This is a genomic window from Virgibacillus phasianinus (genome assembly GCF_002216775.1).
In the GTDB taxonomy this organism is placed as follows: Bacteria; Bacillota; Bacilli; order Bacillales; family Amphibacillaceae; genus Virgibacillus_F; species Virgibacillus_F phasianinus.
In genome coordinates this window covers 2,629,259-2,648,246 of record NZ_CP022315.1, presented here as the reverse complement: position 1 = coordinate 2,648,246, position 18,988 = coordinate 2,629,259, and the positions used below count along the sequence as shown (strand labels likewise).

At 37.9% G+C, this 18,988-nt stretch carries 19 protein-coding genes and 1 pseudogene; 5 read left to right on the top strand and 15 right to left on the bottom strand.

Going from position 1 to position 18,988, the window contains the following annotated elements; translation table 11 throughout:
- Positions 1-2: 2 nt before the first annotated feature.
- The 7 genes from CFK37_RS12640 to CFK37_RS12610 form a co-directional block, all read right to left on the bottom strand.
- A complete protein-coding gene (locus tag CFK37_RS12640; RefSeq protein ID WP_089062189.1) occupies positions 3-410 on the bottom strand; it encodes a DUF948 domain-containing protein in 408 nt (135 codons plus the stop codon).
- 208 nt (positions 411-618) lie between these two features.
- Positions 619-1,947: a UDP-N-acetylmuramate--L-alanine ligase gene (gene murC / locus CFK37_RS12635; protein WP_089062188.1), complete on the bottom strand. Its 1,329-nt coding sequence runs from the start codon at positions 1,945-1,947 to the stop codon at positions 619-621.
- Positions 1,948-2,074: 127 nt separating this feature from the next.
- The gene (locus tag CFK37_RS12630) at positions 2,075-3,190 is read right to left on the bottom strand and encodes a nicotinate phosphoribosyltransferase (RefSeq protein ID WP_089062187.1); all 1,116 of its coding nucleotides are present in this window, start codon (positions 3,188-3,190) and stop codon (positions 2,075-2,077) included.
- A gap of 111 nt (positions 3,191-3,301) precedes the next feature.
- The gene (locus CFK37_RS12625) at positions 3,302-5,590 is read right to left on the bottom strand and encodes a DNA translocase FtsK (RefSeq protein WP_089062186.1); all 2,289 of its coding nucleotides are present in this window, start codon (positions 5,588-5,590) and stop codon (positions 3,302-3,304) included.
- 933 nt (positions 5,591-6,523) lie between these two features.
- On the bottom strand, positions 6,524-7,126 hold the full coding sequence (ytpR, locus tag CFK37_RS12620; protein WP_089062185.1) for a YtpR family tRNA-binding protein: 603 nt from the start codon (positions 7,124-7,126) through the stop codon (positions 6,524-6,526).
- 18 nt (positions 7,127-7,144) lie between these two features.
- Positions 7,145-7,948 carry a DUF1444 domain-containing protein gene (locus CFK37_RS12615; RefSeq protein ID WP_089062184.1) on the bottom strand — a complete coding sequence of 268 codons (804 nt, stop codon included), beginning with the start codon at positions 7,946-7,948 and terminating at the stop codon, positions 7,145-7,147.
- A 23-nt stretch (positions 7,949-7,971) separates the two neighbouring features.
- The gene (locus CFK37_RS12610; protein ID WP_425445387.1) at positions 7,972-8,316 is read right to left on the bottom strand and encodes a thioredoxin family protein; all 345 of its coding nucleotides are present in this window, start codon (positions 8,314-8,316) and stop codon (positions 7,972-7,974) included.
- Positions 8,317-8,445: 129 nt separating this feature from the next.
- On the opposite strand from CFK37_RS12610, the gene CFK37_RS12605 reads away from it, so the two are divergent.
- Entirely contained in the window at positions 8,446-8,886 is a 441-nt protein-coding gene (locus CFK37_RS12605) for a YtoQ family protein (RefSeq protein WP_089062182.1), read from the top strand.
- A gap of 132 nt (positions 8,887-9,018) precedes the next feature.
- Here the strand turns inward: CFK37_RS12605 and proB are convergent.
- From proB to CFK37_RS12590, 3 genes and pseudogenes are all read right to left on the bottom strand, one after another.
- Positions 9,019-9,786, bottom strand: a pseudogene (proB, locus tag CFK37_RS12600) (glutamate 5-kinase); the annotation flags it as partial.
- 180 nt (positions 9,787-9,966) lie between these two features.
- The gene (locus tag CFK37_RS12595; RefSeq protein ID WP_089062180.1) at positions 9,967-10,494 is read right to left on the bottom strand and encodes a DUF84 family protein; all 528 of its coding nucleotides are present in this window, start codon (positions 10,492-10,494) and stop codon (positions 9,967-9,969) included.
- 36 nt (positions 10,495-10,530) lie between these two features.
- Positions 10,531-11,595: a M42 family metallopeptidase gene (locus CFK37_RS12590; RefSeq protein ID WP_089062179.1), complete on the bottom strand. Its 1,065-nt coding sequence runs from the start codon at positions 11,593-11,595 to the stop codon at positions 10,531-10,533.
- A gap of 171 nt (positions 11,596-11,766) precedes the next feature.
- Here CFK37_RS12590 and CFK37_RS12585 point away from each other — a divergent pair, with 171 nt between their 5' ends.
- Positions 11,767-12,081 (top strand): PepSY domain-containing protein, encoded by a 315-nt coding sequence (locus CFK37_RS12585; RefSeq protein WP_089062178.1) that lies wholly within the window; start codon positions 11,767-11,769, stop codon positions 12,079-12,081.
- A 75-nt stretch (positions 12,082-12,156) separates the two neighbouring features.
- Here the strand turns inward: CFK37_RS12585 and CFK37_RS12580 are convergent, their stop codons facing one another.
- On the bottom strand, positions 12,157-13,983 hold the full coding sequence (locus tag CFK37_RS12580) for a DNA ligase D (RefSeq protein WP_342746707.1): 1,827 nt from the start codon (positions 13,981-13,983) through the stop codon (positions 12,157-12,159).
- Positions 13,984-14,095: 112 nt separating this feature from the next.
- On the opposite strand from CFK37_RS12580, the gene ku reads away from it, so the two are divergent.
- Positions 14,096-14,941 carry a non-homologous end joining protein Ku gene (gene ku / locus CFK37_RS12575; RefSeq protein WP_089062177.1) on the top strand — a complete coding sequence of 282 codons (846 nt, stop codon included), beginning with the start codon at positions 14,096-14,098 and terminating at the stop codon, positions 14,939-14,941.
- Between the two features lie 110 nt (positions 14,942-15,051).
- On the opposite strand, the gene CFK37_RS12570 is transcribed toward ku, so the two are convergent.
- Together CFK37_RS12570 and trmB are read right to left on the bottom strand one after the other, a co-directional pair.
- Complete coding sequence (locus CFK37_RS12570; RefSeq protein ID WP_089062176.1) at positions 15,052-15,906, bottom strand: YtnP family quorum-quenching lactonase; 855 nt, start codon at positions 15,904-15,906, stop codon at positions 15,052-15,054.
- Positions 15,907-16,146: 240 nt separating this feature from the next.
- Positions 16,147-16,782 (bottom strand): tRNA (guanosine(46)-N7)-methyltransferase TrmB, encoded by a 636-nt coding sequence (trmB, locus tag CFK37_RS12565; RefSeq protein ID WP_089062175.1) that lies wholly within the window; start codon positions 16,780-16,782, stop codon positions 16,147-16,149.
- A gap of 110 nt (positions 16,783-16,892) precedes the next feature.
- Between trmB and CFK37_RS12560 the strand changes: the two genes are divergently transcribed.
- Positions 16,893-17,177 (top strand): YtzH-like family protein, encoded by a 285-nt coding sequence (locus CFK37_RS12560; protein ID WP_089062174.1) that lies wholly within the window; start codon positions 16,893-16,895, stop codon positions 17,175-17,177.
- Here the strand turns inward: CFK37_RS12560 and CFK37_RS12555 are convergent.
- Both CFK37_RS12555 and thpR read right to left on the bottom strand, forming a co-directional pair.
- On the bottom strand, positions 17,163-17,975 hold the full coding sequence (locus CFK37_RS12555) for a phosphotransferase family protein (RefSeq protein ID WP_089062173.1): 813 nt from the start codon (positions 17,973-17,975) through the stop codon (positions 17,163-17,165). The genes CFK37_RS12560 and CFK37_RS12555 overlap by 15 nt on opposite strands.
- A 66-nt stretch (positions 17,976-18,041) precedes the next feature.
- Positions 18,042-18,611, bottom strand: coding sequence for an RNA 2',3'-cyclic phosphodiesterase (thpR, locus tag CFK37_RS12550; RefSeq protein WP_089062172.1), 570 nt, complete (start codon positions 18,609-18,611; stop codon positions 18,042-18,044).
- A 133-nt stretch (positions 18,612-18,744) separates the two neighbouring features.
- Between thpR and CFK37_RS12545 the strand changes: the two genes are divergently transcribed.
- Positions 18,745-18,987 (top strand): DeoR family transcriptional regulator, encoded by a 243-nt coding sequence (locus tag CFK37_RS12545; RefSeq protein ID WP_089062171.1) that lies wholly within the window; start codon positions 18,745-18,747, stop codon positions 18,985-18,987.
- Position 18,988 lies beyond the last annotated feature (1 nt).

The following is an 18,988-nucleotide window of genomic DNA, read 5'->3' as shown; positions in this document are numbered from 1 at the left end:
AATTATTTATTTTTTTTCTTATTCCACAAGTCCACAACGGCTGAACCCCACTTTATAGCCTGGGAAGCCTTCTCCTGATTTTGGGTGGCAGCACTAGTTACTTTTGCTGAGATTTTTTTCAATGATTGGTTGAAATCCTTGACTGTTTCCCCAAGTCCTTTTACACCTTCAAAAAGGCCGTTAAGTTTCGAAGACTTCTGATTTACGTCATCAGCCAATCGATTTGTTTTATTTAGTAATGCCGTAGTTTCCGTTGTTATTCCCTGTAATTGCTTTTCCAAATCTTCGACAGTATCAGCAACATTATTTAATGTGCGCTGCGTCGCCTTTAAGGTCATGGCTAAATAAATTACGAGTACAACGAATGCTACCGCGACTATAATAGCAGCAATATACAATAATATTTCCATACACTAGTTCATCTCCTTGTTTTATGTAATTTTTCTCTGCCTATGTCCTTGTTACTATAGGGTTAGTAATACCCTTTCTTAAGTGTACATAAACACAACCACTTTATCCCAATTGTATCATGAAAAGTTCAGTCTATCTACAAGAAGTATACATAGCGCACTTTTTTTGGACAAAAAAAGAGCCTACATAAGTAGACTCTGATTTAGATTAAGCATTTTTTCGTTTCATTACCGTATGATCCTCTTTGAGCCCCTGTTCATAGGCTTGTTGGAACTTTTGTATATCACCGGCACCCATGAATAACATTACGCAATCCTCATGTTCTGTTAGGATATTTGTATTGTTAATATCAAGGGTTTTACTATTATCTATCAGTTTCTTCAAATCATCAATTGTAAGTTTACCAGAGTCTTCCCGTGCAGAACCAAAAATATCACATAAATAAACATAGTCGGCTAAATTTAAGCTATCCGCAAATTCTTGCAGAAATGTTTTTGTACGTGTAAATGTGTGTGGTTGAAAAATAGCAACGATTTCTTTAGTAGGATACTTTTTCCTGGCTGAGTCTATTGTTGCTGTGATTTCTCTCGGGTGGTGGGCGTAATCATCCACCAAAATCTGATTGGCAATCTTCTTTTCAGTGAAACGGCGCTTTACACCTTTAAATGTACTAAGTGCCTTTATATCTTTTGCTTTCATATCCTCATAATGACAGATTGCAATAACCGAAAGTGCATTCAATATATTGTGATTGCCGTACATTGGTATTGTAAAAGTATCATAATACGTATTACGCACAAAAACATCAAATTCAGTACCAGACTCTGTTTCCACAATATTTTGCGCCTGAAAATCATTGGTGTTTGATAATCCGTAATACACGACAGGAACTTTTGCCTGAATTTCCTGCAACTGTTCATCATCACCGCATGCGATAATACCTTTTTTAACACGGTCAGACATTGATTGAAAAGCCTCAAATACGTCATCTATACTTGTAAAGTAGTCAGGATGATCAAAATCGATATTCGTCATTATTGCATAATCTGGTTCATATTCTAAAAAATGCCGCCTGTATTCACAAGCCTCAAATACGAAATATTCACTATCAACGTGCCCCTTTCCTGTTCCATCGCCAATTAAATAGGAAATTGGATATCTTGATCCAAGGACATGGGCAAGCAATCCGGTAGTTGATGTTTTACCATGGGCTCCCGCAACCGCGATACTGGTATATTGCTTTAACCATTCACCCAAAAATTCGTGATATCTAAAAAAGGTTAGACCGCGTTCTTTTGCCTCTTTTATTTCAGGATGCTCATCAGAAAAAGCATTTCCTGCAATAATCGTAAATTCGTCTTTGATGTTTTCCTCTGAAAAAGGAAGTATTGGAATGTTTTTTTCTTCTAATGCATCTTGTGTATAAAAACGTTTCTCCACATCAGAACCCTGAACTTTTTCCCCTGAATCGTTCAGAATCTGGGCAAGTGCACTCATTCCTGTTCCTTTAATACCAATAAAATGGTAAGTTGTCATAAAAAAGAACCTCCAAATAAATATATAAGAACTTCATTTATCTTATAAATCTTTAACTATTTCATTATTATAGCAAATCATGCCTCGTAGTAAAATAGAATATGTTAAAATGCAAAACGGTCTTCACCTAACTACTTTGCTTACAATATTCTACTTTCTCTAACCTTGGATTAGGACGATATCTTCTACCTTCTTTAGCTGCAGGAGTACCGTTAAGCAAAACATTATCACCGGTAAAGCCTATATTTATTTTAAGCAGGCTGCCACCGACTCCGTACATATTAACGGGTACACCCAGTTTTTCAAAATACTCTATTCGTTTTTCTGTAAAGCCTCCGCTTGCGACTATATTAACATGAGGATATCCTTCTTGATCTAAAGCTTTTCGCAATGCAAAAATGAGCTCTGGGCTTACACCTCTAGGATCGAAAGTACCCATCAAATGATGGTTTCTCAGGAAATACTTATCTACCAAAGTACGAGATGTATCCACTCGCACTCCTTTTAGCTCTTTCCCGAAAACACGTGCAACTTTTAATGCATCTGTTATGACATCATTGTTATAATCAACTAATGCAACTAGTTCGTCTTCAGGATACATTTCATGATAGGCTTCTGAGGCCGCAACAACATCCCCGCGAAACATTTGAATCATGGCGTGCGGCATGGTACCCATGCCTTTCTTTCCCCACCATTCATTCATGGCATGTGTTGCCTGTGCCGTTGAGCCACCAATAAATGCAGCATAGCCATCTCCAGCTTGCTGGGTAAAATGATCATCACGATCACCCATGAAGATAATTGGCTTTTGTTTTCCTGAAGTTCTCGCTGCTTTTACGACATTATATACATTTGTTGCGACTGATGTTCTTCTAGCCAGAATCCCGTCAATAATCCCCTCTAAAAAGCCAAAATCCTGGTATGAACCCGATATGGTTAGTACAGTTTCATAGGGGCTGATTTTATCGCCATCTTTTAAGGAATGGATTTCCAGTTTCTCCGGGTTTTTGGCAAACGTATGTATTAAGGCAATCGCTTCATCACTACCGCATAGTACGGCATCCTCTTTTTGGAAAAATTGCATAGTCACATGGTTATGTGGCAATTTTTTCTCAACCATTTCTTTTGTTTTTAAAAAATAAACAGCAGAAAACCAGCCTTCACTTATTCGTTTATCAAATTTAAAGGTTTTATTAGTTAGGCGTTTGATTTTGCCATTGAGTTTTTGTTCAATTTCCTTCATAGTCATGTTTCTCCTTAAGATGATTTCATTTATACCTTATCATATTAAACAAACCCAGAATCTACAAGCAAAAAAGCACTTTCAGCTTAATTGTTGTAGATCTGGTTATCATCAATTCGCATCAATTTGCTGGGTTGTAAGTAATACTTCTCTCGGTTTACTGCCATTTTGTTCAGAAATAATACCCTTCATTTCCATTGTATCCATTAGTCTAGCGGCCCGGTTATAGCCAATCTTAAAATGCCGCTGCAATAATGAAGTACTTGCTCCATTTTGTTTTACAACAAATTGTATTGCTTCAGTTAATAAATCATCTTCATCTTCTTCCTCAATCATTACCTGTTCAAGTAGTTGTTCTTGTTCAAACAAATAGTTTGGCGGAGCAATCGACCTAATATACCTTGTTACCCGTTCGATTTCATCATCCGAAACAAACGCCCCTTGTAAACGTACACTTTTACCTGAGCCGTTTTCAACAAATAACATGTCACCTTTACCTAATAATTTTTCAGCACCGTTCGTGTCGATGATGGTTCTTGAATCAACCTGTGAAGAAACACTGAATGCGATTCTTGTAGGTATGTTTGCCTTAATAAGCCCAGTAATAACGTCTACTGATGGGCGCTGGGTAGCAACTAAGAGATGCATTCCACATGCGCGTGCCTTTTGAGCAATCCGACAGATTGAATCCTCAACATCTTGCGGTGCAGCCATCATCAAGTCCGCTAACTCGTCAATGACGATAACGAGAAATGGCATCTTTTCATCGAATCGGCCCTGTTTTTTCATTTTTTGATTATATCGTTCAACATCCCGAACACCTTCATGAACGAACTTTTCATACCGTTCTTCCATTTCACCAACTGCCCACTTCAAAGCCATTGTCGCAGCCTTTACATCCGTAATAACAGGAGACACAAGATGCGGGATTTCATTAAACGGTGCCAATTCAACCATTTTCGGGTCAATTAATAAGAATTTAACATCCTCATGACTCGCCTTATACAATAAACTGATTAACACCGTGTTAATGCAAACACTTTTTCCTGATCCAGTTGCGCCAGCTATCAAACCATGTGGCATTTTTTGGATATTTGTAATCATTGGCGTTCCTTCAATGTCTAGACCTAAGGCAACGGATAGCGGTGAATTACTGTTAGTGAAGGCCGATGTCTCAAATATTTCCTGCAGCCCAACCATTTGCGATGTTTGGTTTGGAATTTCAATACCAATTGTATTTTTCCCCGGAATTGGTGCTTCAATTCGGATATCACGTGCTGCCATGTTTAATTTTAAATCGTCACTAAGGTTTTTCACCTTGCTTACCTTAACACCAATCTCAGGCTGTACTTCGAATCGTGTTACTGCCGGTCCCTGAGTCGCATTTACAACCTTCGCCCGCACATTGAAATGCTTTAGGGTTTTTTCCAGAAGCTCCTGCTGTTCCTTGACCCAAATCTGATCTTTATTATTCTTAGGTACTGGGTCATTTAACAAGTAATTTGGAATTTCGAATGATGATTCTTTCTCCCGTTCAGGGGTAGGTTTAACAGGCATCATCTTTTCCAGCATTTCCTGCTTTCGTTTATCGTTGGCGGACATCATTACATTAAACGGCAGCTTACCTTGCTGCTTTGACTTATTCGCAATAGGATTTTGTTTCTTATTTTTCAATTCTTTCTTTTTGTTTCTTAATTCAGCAGGTTCTTTTGCCTGTTCAATGCGTTCTTGTTGAGAATGCTCATTAACCGGCTCATTTACCAGTTGCTTTTCTTGTACCTGTTCATTTTTCTCATATTCCATTGAATTGGTTTCTTTCCAGCTATTGTTGTCATATCTAGTGTTTTCATTTTCATTCTCTTCCTTGTTTACCGGACTAATTTCTTGCGTAACAGCTGATTGCTCTGCTGCCAGGTTGCTAGCCGTGATGTCTTGCTGCGGTTCCTCCTGTTGTTTCCGAACAAAAGCTGGTACATCCTCTACCTTTTTCACTTTTTCACGCTGTCTAAAACCGTGAATTGGAGATGGTACCTCTGTCGGTTGAAATGGAACTTTTTTAGAGTTGTCCTTTTTTTCGCGCTGCTCTCTTTTTTCCCATTGATAATGATTCTTATTGGGCTTATTCTCCCTTTGCTCATGTCTATAATCATTTTCTTTTCTACGTTGGTAGGCAGGTGTATCCATTGGTTGTTTCTGTTCAACCTTATCAGGAATTACAGGAAAACGAAATTCTTTCCTCTCTGGATATTGATACATAACCTTTGTTTCTAATTTATCCTTGTGCTGCATGTTATGTAGCGGTCGTTGCTGTTTTTTAGGTTCATCTTCCTCTTCTTCATCTTCTATTTCCACTTCGGTATAAAAAAGGTCCAGTAACTTTTCTTTCCATTGGCCCCACATATCTTTCACTCATTTCTATGATAAAAATCATTCTAATTTCTATTTTACCGCAGTTTGACGGGCAGTAAAACCCCTTCCCCGAATATTATTGATTTACCTTATTTGCCTTCTCAAGGTTAAACTGACCCTCAAGCCTTTCATACAGTTTGTTGTCAATTCCACCACAGTTGATAAAAACTGCGGCGTAACTAAAAATCATGTTTGGTGGCCTAGCGACCGCTACGGAAAAACACTGCGCTTTCCGTGGGCAGCTGATGAGCCTCCTCGAGCTTACGCTCTCCGGGGTCTCATCTAGGCTTCTGCTCCCACAGGAGTCTCCGTGTTTTTCCTTCGCTAGGTTTGAGTGTTATCTATAATGCCATAACATCGATTTCTTCATTCTTCAATAATTGTAGCTGCGAGTAGTAGTCGACCCCTGCTTAGATGATAGGCATAGGTGAGCATGGGAAGCATAAGAAAGGCACTGAAAAAGTGGTGGATTTTTAAAATTTAGCTTTTCACCTTTACTTAGAATCTTGAATATACGGAGACTCCTTGAAAAAGAAAAGCACTTTTTCTTCGTGCGATGCTTATTCAGGGAAGCTTTCCTTGTCCTGCGGGAAGTGAGAGATCGGCGAGACCCCGGAGGACGGCAGTTAATGAGGCCCGACTAAAACCGCCCTTTGCGGGCAACGTCGGCTACCCCTTGCCAGGGCAAGGAGACTCGACACTCGCCCGCGGAAAGCGCAGTATATTCAAGATGCGATGATAGATCCCCAAATTTGTACTATATTTACCTTTTTCTGTAGCCTTAGCCTACATTCGAGTAGGGTGCCAAACATGATTTTAGTTACTTCGCAGTTTATAAGTTTTGTGTCAAAATCAACAATCTTTAGATACCGTTGTAATAAAAAACAACCCAAGTCAGCAAAAATGTGACCTAGGTTGCTCGTGTTAAAAATTAAACGCTTCTCCGATTGTAAAAGAGTCGTCTAATACGTAAATACCTTTTTCAACTGGTGCATTTGGAAGTCCTAGTTCTTTTTGTGAGCATATCATACCGTTCGAAGGGACCCCACGTAATTTTGTCGGTCGAATCTTAAGTCCACTTGGCATAACTGCCCCAACCTTGGCAACAACTATCTTTTGATTCTCATCAACATTCGGCGCACCACAAACGATTTGTAACGTTTCCCCACCAATATCAACCTGACAAACATTTAGCTTATCTGCATCCTCATGTGGTACCTTTTCCTTTACAAATCCGATTACAAAGGTTGGACTCAAATCCCAGTCTACTGAATCCTTTAGATCGTTTTCTTCAAAAAGATTTTTGATCTTACTGTGCATTTCCTCGGTAAGTGTTAATTTACCAGTATTCTCCAGTTGGAAATGTTTTGAAGCCTGAAAAATATTGTAACCAAGTAGCTTTCCTTTTTCATCTATGATTTTCGTTATATCCCCGTGATTTTCATGACTGATCTCATATCTGTCTCCATCTTCAAATGGAATAATTAGTACATCCCCGATTCCTACTGGATTGTAAAAGACATCCATTACATACATCCTCTCCAACTATTTTTCTGGTCGATTCTTTGCAAGAATAAATACAGGTTCCAATTTCTTATCATCATAAATAAACGATAATGATGTGATAGGTATTCTACCCTCCGCAAAAAACTTCATGGTCATTTGTGCTAATATATCATATCCTGTTTTGTTTTGAATGTCAGCTAATATTAGAACATCCTGATGTGGAACAGCTACAGCTAATTCCCCTTTACAATTTGCTTTCATTTCTTCCAGGAATGCCTCATTTAAGATACGACTTGCATCGTAACCGTCCTGGTGCGCAACAAAGTAGAAGTTATTGCCTGCTACAGGATCCTTTTTCATATCTATTTTTAACGAACGAAGATTAAATGTTGCAATCTCATTCAATCGCTCCTGTGTAAAACCTTCCTTTTCTAGTAAAGTTTCATCAATCAAACGATACGATTTTCCAAGGTCTAGCGCATAAAATACACGAGTCTCGGCTGTATGATCTCGGCAAATTAATTTATTGCCTGCTTTGGTTTCTGTGGGAAAGGATGTTGCACGAATAACGGGATAAATGTTTTTTTCCATTCCTGTTAATTGGTGATCCACATTCATGATGCGCAGTGCCTCTGTTACATGCTCCACCAGTTCGTCAATTGCTGCATTTCCACGTTCATTATATTTCGCAATTACATTCGGAATGGTTATCGATATACCCTGTTTTGTTGCTTTCCATTCCACACGAAAGGCATCTTTATCACGATTATATGAGGTGTGATATTCTGAATTCGATAACCGTTCCTCCAGTATCTTCTTCATTTTCAAACTCGTCATTTTCATAGTGCTGCCTCCTTAACCTGCAATCACGCTGGTAAACCCTCGATAAATTCAGTTATTTCCTCTTTGGATTTGCGATCCTTGTTTACAAATCTGCCAGCTTCCTTCCCATTTTTAAATGCAATAAAGCTGGGAATTCCAAAGACATCATAATCCTGACACATCTCAATAAATTGGTCTCGATCAATTATAACAAATGAATACGCTGGATATTCACTTTCGATTTCAGGCATAATCGGCTCAATAATGCGGCAATCTGGACACCAGTCCGCTGAAAATAAAGCAATCACATTTTTCTCTTTAATCCATTCATTAAACTGTTCTTCTGTTTTTAAAGTTTCCATAACTATATCAACCTCCGCTACTATCATAGCTTTGTTTTCGCTTTGATTCAATTAATTAACCATGCTATTTCCACTTTTTATAATCAAACTATTTCGTTTTTTAATGGTAAAGGATTAATATAGACTTATAGAAGTAAATAGTTGGAGGGGATCCGAATGAATTTAACAGTATATCTTGCAGGGCAAATACATGACGATTGGCGTGAAGAGGTTAAAAAGAAGGCTAAGGAAAAAGACCTTTCACTAACATTTGTCGGTCCACAAACAAACCATGACCGATCAGATCACATTGGGGAAGATATATTTGGGGAACAACCAGGCAATGTTTATAAAGACGATGCCGCTTCTAGCATCAATAATTTCCGAACAGAAGTGTTAATGAAAAAATCAGATGTGGTAATTGCGCTGTTTGGTGAAAAATATAAACAATGGAATACCGCTATGGATGCAAGTTCTGCACTTGCGCTAAACAAACCTACTATTATCGTAAGACCAAGTTCATTAATACACCCATTAAAAGAGCTTTCGAATAAAGCAAATGTTACAGTAGAAACTGTCGACCAGGCGATCAGCGTATTGGCATATATTTATGAATAAATAGGAAAAGCTCTGGGCGCCTGCGCTAGACAGATTTTCCTTATATTTTTTCACCTTTCACTTAATAAAGGGGGATGCCGGAACATTGCATCCTCCCTATTATTTGTCAGCATAACTATATACATTGGACGGGCTAGATATATACGTTCCGTCACCTTCGCCATTTATTATATCCAATAACTTCCCTTTACCGCTTCCTTCTCCGATAAAAATGGGTACACCATAAGACATGGCGCTTCTTGCGGCATGAAGCTTTGATTTCATCCCACCTGTACCGAATTTAGAACCCGAACCACCTGAAGCGTTTATCATATCATCGGTAATTTCCTCCAGGTAATCATACCTTTTAGCAAATGGATTAACAATTGGATTTTCGGCATAAAGTCCATTAATATCTGTTAATATAATGAGTTGATCAGCATGAAGAAAACCACTGATAAGCGCTGATAACATGTCATTATCACCAAAGGTTAATTCATTTATCGCGACGGTATCATTTTCATTTATAATTGGTAATATCCCCCGTTTAAGCAGTTCTGTAATGGTTGAAAAAGCATTACTAAATCGTTCTGGATTTGAAAAGTCATCGCGTGTTAATAATAACTGTGCAGGAACAATATCCATGCTTTTAAATTTATCGATATAGGATTGAATTAATAGACTTTGACCGACAGCTGCAGCAGCCTGTTTTCTTTTAATGATACTTGGTATAGAGGTATAGCCAAGTCTCATGAATCCAGCAGCAACCGCACCCGAGGAAACTAAAATAACCTCATGATTTGCTTGGAGGAGTGTAGCAAGCGCCTGAATATGGTCATCCAGTCTCGTGTGATCTATTTCGCCTTTCTCATTTGTTAAGGAGCTACTGCCAATTTTCACTACAATCCGTTTTTTCTTCATATGCACCATCCATTCGGCAAAAATCCAATGAAATAAAATTTAATAAAGTTATCTGAAAGTATAAAGTCATCGGAAGATTATTGCAAGGTTTATTTTAGGAAGGCTATTAGAAAACTTGGTTCGCGAACCCTTCATAAATAGTAAAAACGGTCGAATCAGAAAGACTCGACCGTTTTTATATCATACATCATTACCTTTTAAATTGCTTTCATGCCAATATTCCCATTGTCCGCGCAGTAATGTGACGACATGTAGAAACATATTTTTCCTAGAAACCAAATCATTCGTAAAGATGCCGATTGCACCCTCTTTATGACGAACTCCTTGTTTTTTTGCAAAGCAGTCCATCACGTCTCCAAGCTCAATTCCGTCCCTTAATGGTTCACTAATTTCCTTTGGTAATAAAATACGTGCACCGCTAGCGGTATGTACGTTTTTTTTCAAGTCCACCAGTGCTCCCCAGTTACAAAGAAATAACTGTCCATTAATGTCCATGACACCGCCTTCAAGACCAATTCCCATTGCATCCTGATTCATCGACACACAATCCTTAGCGCGATTAATAGCACCTATTCTTGTTTCTTCATCAGAGAAAGGCTGCGCAGAAACCGATGACTCAGCAGAATAGCTCATTACTTGATCGGATGGAAACACTTCTTTGACTGCTTCAACTTTCGTTTGGTTCATGGAGCCAATTATTATCTTCATATCAATCATCCTCTTTAAAAATAGCCCAATAATAAACTACCTTTTACGAATTTGTTCAACTGTATTATTATCTGTTGTTTTGACTAACTTTATTAATAATTCTTTGGCAGCTGCATAGTCATCCACATGAATCATTGATGCAGAGGTATGGATATAACGTGAACAAATACCAATAACTGCAGATGGAACCCCATTGCCAGAAAGGTGTACACGTCCAGCGTCTGTTCCTCCCTGTGAAATAAAATACTGATATGGAATGTCATTTGATTCAGCAGTATCTAAGATGAAATCTTTAATCCCTTGATGTGTAATCATTGACCGGTCAAAAATGCGCAGTAATGCACCATTGCCCAATTGGCCAAATTCTTTTTTATCACCGGACATATCATTTGCTGGAGAAGCATCAAGCGCATAAAAAATATCTGGTTGAATCATATTTGCTGCAACCTGGGATCCACGAAGTCCAACTTCTTCCTGAACTGTGGCACCAGAATACAATTGGTTAGGTACTGTTTCATCCTGTAGTTCTTTTAAAAGTTCGACTGCTAAACCGCAACCATAGCGGTTATCCCATGCCTTCGCAAGAATCTTGTTATCATTTGCCATCGGTGTGAACGGACAGATTGGCACAGCGGCCTGACCAGGTTTAATCCCAATTTTCGTAGCATCTTCTTTATCATCAGCACCAATGTCGATCAACATATTTTTCGTTTCCATCGGCTTCTTGCGTTGTTCCGGTGTTAAATTATGTGGCGGGATGGACCCAATAACACCGATTACTGGCCCGTTATCGGTCATGATCTGAACACGTTGAGCGAGCATAACCTGATTCCACCAGCCACCCAACGTCTGGAACCGAAGCATTCCATTGTCAGTTATCTGTGTAATCATAAATCCGACTTCATCCATGTGGCCAGCAACCATTACCTTTGGACCGGATCCATTTTTCACACCAAATACACCACCAAGGTTGTCCTGGATAATTTCATCCGAATACTTTTCAAGTTCACCCCTCATAAACTTCCGTACCAAATGTTCATTTCCAGGCGCTCCTTGAAGTTCAGTAAGCGTTTTAAATAAGTTCAATGTTTCTTGTTTCATATAAAATCCCCCATTCGTTATACTATGTACTATGAATAGTATAACGGAAAACTTTGCCTCGTTTCCACATTGGAACCCTGATTATTTTCTATTTCGCAAATTTTGCGTTATACTAATTTAAACAAGTTGAATAATTTTGGTAGTCAAATTCATGTATGAGGTGATTATAAAATGAGTGTTAAAAAAGCAGCATTAGCAGCAGGAGTAGGCGTAGCAGTAGGTTATTTAGCAAAACAGCAACTTGATAATTGTCAAAAGATAACACCGGAGAAAGCATTAAAGCAGGCAAAAGAGACATTTAAGAAACAGGGGCCGATCAGTGGTTCATGGATTTACATGAAACCTGAGGAAATTGAAAAAAATGGGCTTCTTTATAACGCATATCGTGGTGGTGTAACACGCAGTATTGACGGCGAAAATAAACAGTACGAATTCTATGTTGATGTAGAGACTGGCGCAGTGATTGGTTCTGTCCAAACTGCATAAAAAAAGTGGAAGTTTTCGTTTATATTTTTGATATATTAAATAAACGGGTAATGCAAGCCATAATTATGGCTTGCACTATTTTTTTTGCCTTAATAGATTCAAAATATTTGTCATTTGCTGTCGCTCTCCAGTTACATTATAGCCAGTAAATGGGCAGCCAAGGGTTTTTACCCGTTCAGCAACATTATTAATGGTAAACATTTCTGGGGTCAACCCTTCCTTCACTTCTTCCCAAAATAAAGGTGTTGAAACTGTGGCACGATTCGTTTTTCTTGGCGAATATGCATTAATGATTGTTTTGTCCATAGCATGCTGCACATAATCAATATACATTCTTTCTTTTCGATTTTTCTTTAACCGTTCTGTTGTAAATAATGCAGGGTACGCATTTTCCATAGTCATTGCAATTGCCTCTGTGAAAATTCCTGTTTCATCATAGGTCAGGCTGTCCTTTGGTATCGGGATGTGAACTTGTATTCCTTTATTACCAGATGTTTTCACGAAAGAAATCAACTTTAAGTCATCAAGCATTTGTTTTAGTATGTTGGCAGCTTGTATAGCCAGTGGAAACCGTTCCCTGTCAGGTGGATCCAAATCAAATACAATTTCAGCCGGATTCGCGCTGCCTGCTGTTTGAAACGGTGTATGAAATTCCAGTGCGCCATGGTTGCCAAACCACAGCAATGTTTCCAGCTTATTACAGATAAAAAAAACTTCATCATTAGTTGGATAACTAGTAATAAATGATGGTGCATAGTCCGGAAGATGTTTTTGAAAAAAATATTCTCCCTGAACACCGTCTGGGCACCGAATCAACGTGAGAATACGATCCTTTAGAAAAGGGAGCATATACGGCGATATTTCCCGTAAATACGTCAATAAATCTCCTTTTGTTACGCCATCTTCCGGCCAGAAAAGCTTATTAATTTTGCTAGCTTCAACTGTTTCTGGGAGCATTGCCATATTAACTTTCATTTTCTGAACTGTACAATCGGCGGCATTCGTATTCACCAATATTCGGTTGATTGATGGTTCTCGTATTTCATGCTTAACAAAATCAAGTGTATTTACCTCAGCACATATTGCCGGTGGAAGTCTGAATTCACTGCCACTTTTAGTACCTTTTGTGGTAAATAGTTCATGTAATGTAGCAATTTCACTTTCATCAACACCATGTTTACACTTTCCAGCATCAACCAGTTGATCACCATCATATACCTTCACATTAAAGTAATCGTTTTTTGTATCAAAATCGGTAAGAATCCCCTCAAACTTCCGCCAGTTTTTAATTTTTAACCAATCAGTATGTTGTTTTCCCAATCCGTAAAAACTTCCCTTTTTCTTTGCTATAACACCTTCCCCTTTGAAGGCAAATACAATTTCCCATAATTCATCAGCATTTCTGTAGGACGGAATCAAACTTAATCGGTTTAACCGTGAAATACTGGGTTCAAACTTAGCAGATTTGAAAAATGCTGAAAGCTCCTTTTTTCGTTCTGAATATGTTTTATTCATCAATGATGAACCATTTTCCCGCAAAAGATCAAATGCTAAAAATGTTGCCGGTCTTATTCCCGCGGCCTTATCAATAGTTTCTTTTTTATTTAACCGCCCACGCTTCTGAATAGCCGGAAAATTTGCCTGAAATTCATTGTTTATGATGACAATCTCACCGTCAAGCTCTACCGGCAGATACTCCTCTATTATCGCTTGATTTATTGAACAAAAAGAAATGATCTCAGGAAAATTAGTTGTTAGTTCCACGTCGTTCCTGCTGAATAAACGAATAGTATCTTTCTCCCAGTGCAGTACGCAGCGAAACCCGTCATATTTAACCTCATAAACCCACTCATTTCCTGTAGGGATTTGCATACGGGGAATTGGTTGCATTAACTTCATCATGAAAACGCTCCTTTACCCTATTAAAATGGCACATTCAGCCAGAATTTAAACAAGGATTAGAAATTGGCTATTTTGGTAAACTAAGACTGACAAAAAGAGGAGGTTTTATTTCATGCACACGATGTGGAAAGGAACTATCAGTTTTGGACTTGTGAATATTCCAGTTAAAATGCATGCGGCAACGGAAAATAAGGATATAAAATTAAGACAGCTGCATAAAGAATGCCAGTCTCCGATTAAATATGAGCGGACATGCCCCAATTGCGACCGTGAAGTTAAAAATGATGAAATTGTAAAAGCCTATGAATATGCAAAAGACAAGTTTGTTATTTTGGATGATGAAGATTTAGAAGCATTGAGGAAAGAGCAAGGCGATAAATCTGTGGAAATTATGGACTTTGTAAAGCTTGAAGAAATTGATCCGATTTATTTTGAGAAAACCTATTTCCTTTCCCCAAATGAAGGCGGAGGAAAAGCATATGGCCTGTTAAGGTCTGCCTTAAAAGACACATCAAAAATCGGAATTGCCAAAATGATCATTCGCTCAAAGGAGCAGCTTGCGGTCATCCGCGTTTATAAGAATACACTAGTTGTAGAAACCATTCATTACCCAGATGAAGTGCGACAAGTAAAGGATGTTCCAAATGTTCCAGAGGAAACAAAAACTGAAAAGAAGGAACTGGATACAGCTAAGATGCTTATCGAACAACTTACAGCAGAATTTGACCCAGAAAAATATACGGACGACTATCGAACAGCACTTCTCGAGTTAATTGAAGCTAAGAAAAACAATGAGGACGTTGTAATTGGTGAAAGTAAACCGAAGCCAGATAATGTCACTAATCTAATGGACGCACTGGAAGCGTCACTCGACAAGGCTAAGAAAAATAAGCCAAAGCCAGTCAAACCAAAAGCTGCAAAACCAAAAAAAGCTTCTACCAAGAAAAAAAGCGGATAAGCAAATTTCAGTATGCTTATGTATCCCGCAAAAGGACGATATTGGGTCAATATTTTAAAGTTATGGTCGAAAGAAAAGGCTATCCCGTGTAAGGATAGCTTTTGTTTCAATTATTTATAGTCATAACGTTCCCGTTCTACCTCATCTATTTTTTTGCCTTCATGATCAAATTTAATAGCACGGTAATAAGCATCATGATAGAACGTATACCAAGCCTGTTTTGAATAACCGAAGTTCATCCACTTCTCTTTTTGATGGACCGAAGTAACCGGATAATCATCATATGCTAATGCCCAAAGTTTGTTTTGATGACCATGTGTTGGCATGATGTCCGCCATATGAATAAAGGTTTCATCCCCGTCCTCAAAGACAATTATACAGTGCCCATCACTGTGGCCACCCGTGTGGATCATTTTTAATCCATCAGCAATTTGAATTTCATGTTCAAAAGGAGTTACCTGATCCTCAATTGGCTGCCAATTTTCCTTCCAGTATGTATTAATTGACCGGATATTTGGATTACGCATCTCATTCCATTCTACATCTGATGTATAGATGGTTGCATTTTCAAATACGGATTCATAACTATTGCCTGATGGCTTCGTTAAGCCGCAAGCATGATCAAAATGTAAATGGGTCATCAGCATAGCATCAATATCACGGGTTTTCAGCCCAAGTTCAGCTAAGGATTGATCAATTGATGACTCCTCAAGCACACCAAAATTGCGCATTTGTTTTTCTGAAAGTTTTCCGTTCCCCATACCGGAATCAATTAAATAACTTTTCCCATCCACTTGCAATAAAATCGGATCTGTTCGCAATTCGATTTGATTTTTATCATTATTCGGATATTTTTTACTCCATAACGCTTTTGGAACAACTCCAAACATCGCACCACCGTCAAGGAAATTCACTCCACCATTTAACCACGTAAGCTTAGCCCTGCCTATTTGTAACGCTTCCATTCTATCAGCCTCCTCTATCTATTTAGTTTATCGAAATAGATAGAAGTCTGCAAATACTTGTCATTTTGAAAATCTGTTTTCTACAGGGTTGTTGTTTCTGGCACAAAACCTATATACTGCGACATAACTTTATATGAGTGTTAGTCCAACGCAGCGGAACACAACCCAGCACATACGTCGCAGTTTTTATTAACTTCGGTGATAGTAGCAAACCTTGTTAAAAAAGCCTTTAAAAAACAATTAAAACTTTGCCGTACACCGGTAAATCGGCTGTCCCTTATTGGAAAACTTCTCCTCATATTCTGTCATAACATTGGTAGCATCATTCAGCTGATGAAGGTCGAGACTTACCTCTTCCAGCTGCAATCCGTATGTTGAAAAACTTACAAGGGAATATTCAAATAATGAGCGATTATCAGTCTTCATGATTAATTCACCGTTTCCCGAAAGTACGTTTTGGTATTGCGCTAAAAATGTATAATAGCTTAAACGTCTCTTTTCATGACGGTTTTTAGGCCATGGATCTGAAAAATTTAAATAAATAGTCGATACTTCGTTTTCCGCAAAAAATTCTTCCAAATCATTCGCATTTTCATTTACAAGCAGAACATTTTGTTGCTCTGACCCGATAACTTTCTGAGCGGCGTCAACTATAATACTTTTAGCCATTTCAATTCCAATAAAATTTATACCGGGATATTGATCAGCCATTCCTACAATAAACTGTCCTTTACCGGTTCCAATCTCCAGATGAATTGGATTGGTGTTTCCAAAGATTTTTTTCCACTTACCTTTATTTTCTTTTGGTTCCGCGATAACAATTTCCTGATGTTCCATCAAAAAGTCATCTGCCCATGGTTTATTGCGTTGTCGCATAAGCGTTTAATCCTCCATTTGCAAATTATAATTTAGTTTTGCCTCCAATAAATGTCAAGAATAATATGTATTGGGACGTGTATTCTATATAAATGAGGTGAAATGAAAAAATGTTAACAGTTAATGATCAACTAATGGTACTGCAAGACATATTAACAGAACAATCCGAGGAAGGTTCCGCCAGTGTTGCTGAATACCAGCAAATAAAACGAATCATCCAGACATTAATGGCAAAAGAAACTATTACGAACGAGCAATTATTAGCATTATTGCCTGAAATCTATAATTACGGGTTACAAGGTGAGCAAGCACAAAACCCGGAAGAACATATCATTACAAATAAAAATAATATTGAATCCTGGACGGCCCTTATAGATCAATCAAATCTGGATTAGTTGACGAATTTGGCTATTTAAGTCATGAATGTCTTTTAATCGATCATCCCTTTTTACGAATTCTTTGCGTTTAGAATGCCAAACGAAATAATAAAGGGCATCAACTAATAAATACCAATACATGCGTTTGATAAGATTACCGTCCTTCTCGATCCCATAATAGAATAACCAATCATCCCATTCTTCTTTTGGGATGTACCATTTTAAAATAAAACCAACATCGATTATTGGGTCGGCAATCATCGCATTGTCCCAATCAATCAAATACAACTGACTATCATTCGTTAACAATAAGTTATTATGATTCAAATCCCCATGGCAAACGCCTAGTTTCTGATTTTCCGTTACAGGTAAAAATTCTTCCAAAATACAAATTGAAAATGCAATCTCATTATCTAATTTAAGTTGGAAGATTTCCTGTTTTAGATTTTCAAGGCTGTCCTTAGGTGTAAATGGTTTTTTTCCTAACCGCATAAGCATATGCAGCAGTTCAGAGGAATGATGAATCTTATGGAGTAAGGAAGCAACGTGACGATGCTGCATCTCAATCCCACTTAGTTCACGGCCGTCCAACCATTCCTGCGCCGTGATTACATCTCCATTTTCCAGCCGTTTGGTCCAAACCAGTTTAGGAACAATTCCTTCCGCCGATAGTACAGCTAAAAAAGGGGATGAATTACGTTTTAAAAATAGTTTCCGATCCTCTCTGGTTGCAATGTAGGCTTCACCTGTAAGGCCACCAGCTGATTTTATATCCCATTCTTTTCCTAAAACTGCTTTAAGCCAATCCACATTCATTCCTCAAATCTGAAAAAATTTAATCCAATCATGTATTTTAAAGCTATATATGAAAAAACACAACTATTAACAGGTACCATTTAGTGAAAAAGTCTTGATCACTTCATATTTTGGCGTTTCATTTGGATGAATTTGATAAAGATTTATATGATCAATGCTAAATACATGTTTTTCGTTATGAAATTTTTCAATTAATGGTGCAGCTTGAACTTTTCGTGAAGCAGTCTTCCATTTCTTTGCAAGTGTTATATGAGGACGAAATTCCCGTTTTTCTTTCGCAAACCCGCATATTTGCATGGAGGACTCCACCAATTCAACCAATTTAAGTAAAGGATCCATTTGGTGAACATTTGCGAATAAAACACGTGGTGAAGCAGGATTTCCGAAGGTTTGTATTCCTTCTATAACAAGTGAAAATGATGGAAGTTCGTTAACAGCGTTTAATCTGTATTTAACTTTTTCAATATTATCTGGCTGTACTGGCCCTAGAAATTTCAAGGTAATATGAAAGTCTTCCTTATTAGTCCATTGCTTGTACAAAAATTCATCTGTTAGTTTATTTTGCCATTCAGTAAGCATTTCTTTTAAATCTGATGGAATGGGTGCCCCGATAAAATAATGCGGAATAACTGTCATTCCTTTCACCTCTTTATAAATCACGTATTTTCACTAAATATTTTTCCACAATTTTAACAATTTCGCTTTTAAAATGAATAAAAACATAATAGAATATAAGTAACGTCGTAGATTCCCTTGCACCACAGGATTAATGAATTCATTAAGGAGTGGTTTTTTGGATTATTCGTCATCTCGAATGCTAACAAGAGTGAAGTCAGTTTACTTCTACATTAAAGAATGTGGCATGGTTTCAACCATCGAGTTAGCGGAAGAATTTGATACGACTAACCGGACAATTCAACGTGATTTAAATGTATTGTCGTACAATGGTCTAGTTAGCAGTCCAACAAGAGGTAAGTGGAAAATTACAGATAAAAAAGTATCGGTTTCTTAAA

Excerpts from the sequence above, each read along its gene's own strand:
- CFK37_RS12640 (WP_089062189.1), bottom strand. The coding sequence starts at position 410 with ATGGAAATATTATTGTATATTGCTGCTATTATAGTCGCGGTAGCATTC.
- murC (WP_089062188.1), bottom strand. The coding sequence starts at position 1,947 with ATGACAACTTACCATTTTATTGGTATTAAAGGAACAGGAATGAGTGCA.
- CFK37_RS12630 (WP_089062187.1), bottom strand. The coding sequence starts at position 3,190 with ATGAAGGAAATTGAACAAAAACTCAATGGCAAAATCAAACGCCTAACT.
- CFK37_RS12625 (WP_089062186.1), bottom strand. The coding sequence starts at position 5,590 with ATGTGGGGCCAATGGAAAGAAAAGTTACTGGACCTTTTTTATACCGAA.
- ytpR (WP_089062185.1), bottom strand. The coding sequence starts at position 7,126 with ATGGATGTCTTTTACAATCCAGTAGGAATCGGGGATGTACTAATTATT.
- CFK37_RS12615 (WP_089062184.1), bottom strand. The coding sequence starts at position 7,948 with ATGAAAATGACGAGTTTGAAAATGAAGAAGATACTGGAGGAACGGTTA.
- CFK37_RS12610 (WP_425445387.1), bottom strand. The coding sequence starts at position 8,316 with ATGATAGTAGCGGAGGTTGATATAGTTATGGAAACTTTAAAAACAGAA.
- CFK37_RS12605 (WP_089062182.1), top strand. The coding sequence starts at position 8,446 with ATGAATTTAACAGTATATCTTGCAGGGCAAATACATGACGATTGGCGT.
- CFK37_RS12595 (WP_089062180.1), bottom strand. The coding sequence starts at position 10,494 with ATGAAGATAATAATTGGCTCCATGAACCAAACGAAAGTTGAAGCAGTC.
- CFK37_RS12590 (WP_089062179.1), bottom strand. The coding sequence starts at position 11,595 with ATGAAACAAGAAACATTGAACTTATTTAAAACGCTTACTGAACTTCAA.
- CFK37_RS12585 (WP_089062178.1), top strand. The coding sequence starts at position 11,767 with ATGAGTGTTAAAAAAGCAGCATTAGCAGCAGGAGTAGGCGTAGCAGTA.
- CFK37_RS12580 (WP_342746707.1), bottom strand. The coding sequence starts at position 13,983 with ATGATGAAGTTAATGCAACCAATTCCCCGTATGCAAATCCCTACAGGA.
- ku (WP_089062177.1), top strand. The coding sequence starts at position 14,096 with ATGCACACGATGTGGAAAGGAACTATCAGTTTTGGACTTGTGAATATT.
- CFK37_RS12570 (WP_089062176.1), bottom strand. The coding sequence starts at position 15,906 with ATGGAAGCGTTACAAATAGGCAGGGCTAAGCTTACGTGGTTAAATGGT.
- trmB (WP_089062175.1), bottom strand. The coding sequence starts at position 16,782 with ATGCGACAACGCAATAAACCATGGGCAGATGACTTTTTGATGGAACAT.
- CFK37_RS12560 (WP_089062174.1), top strand. The coding sequence starts at position 16,893 with ATGTTAACAGTTAATGATCAACTAATGGTACTGCAAGACATATTAACA.
- CFK37_RS12555 (WP_089062173.1), bottom strand. The coding sequence starts at position 17,975 with ATGAATGTGGATTGGCTTAAAGCAGTTTTAGGAAAAGAATGGGATATA.
- thpR (WP_089062172.1), bottom strand. The coding sequence starts at position 18,611 with ATGACAGTTATTCCGCATTATTTTATCGGGGCACCCATTCCATCAGAT.
- CFK37_RS12545 (WP_089062171.1), top strand. The coding sequence starts at position 18,745 with ATGAATTCATTAAGGAGTGGTTTTTTGGATTATTCGTCATCTCGAATG.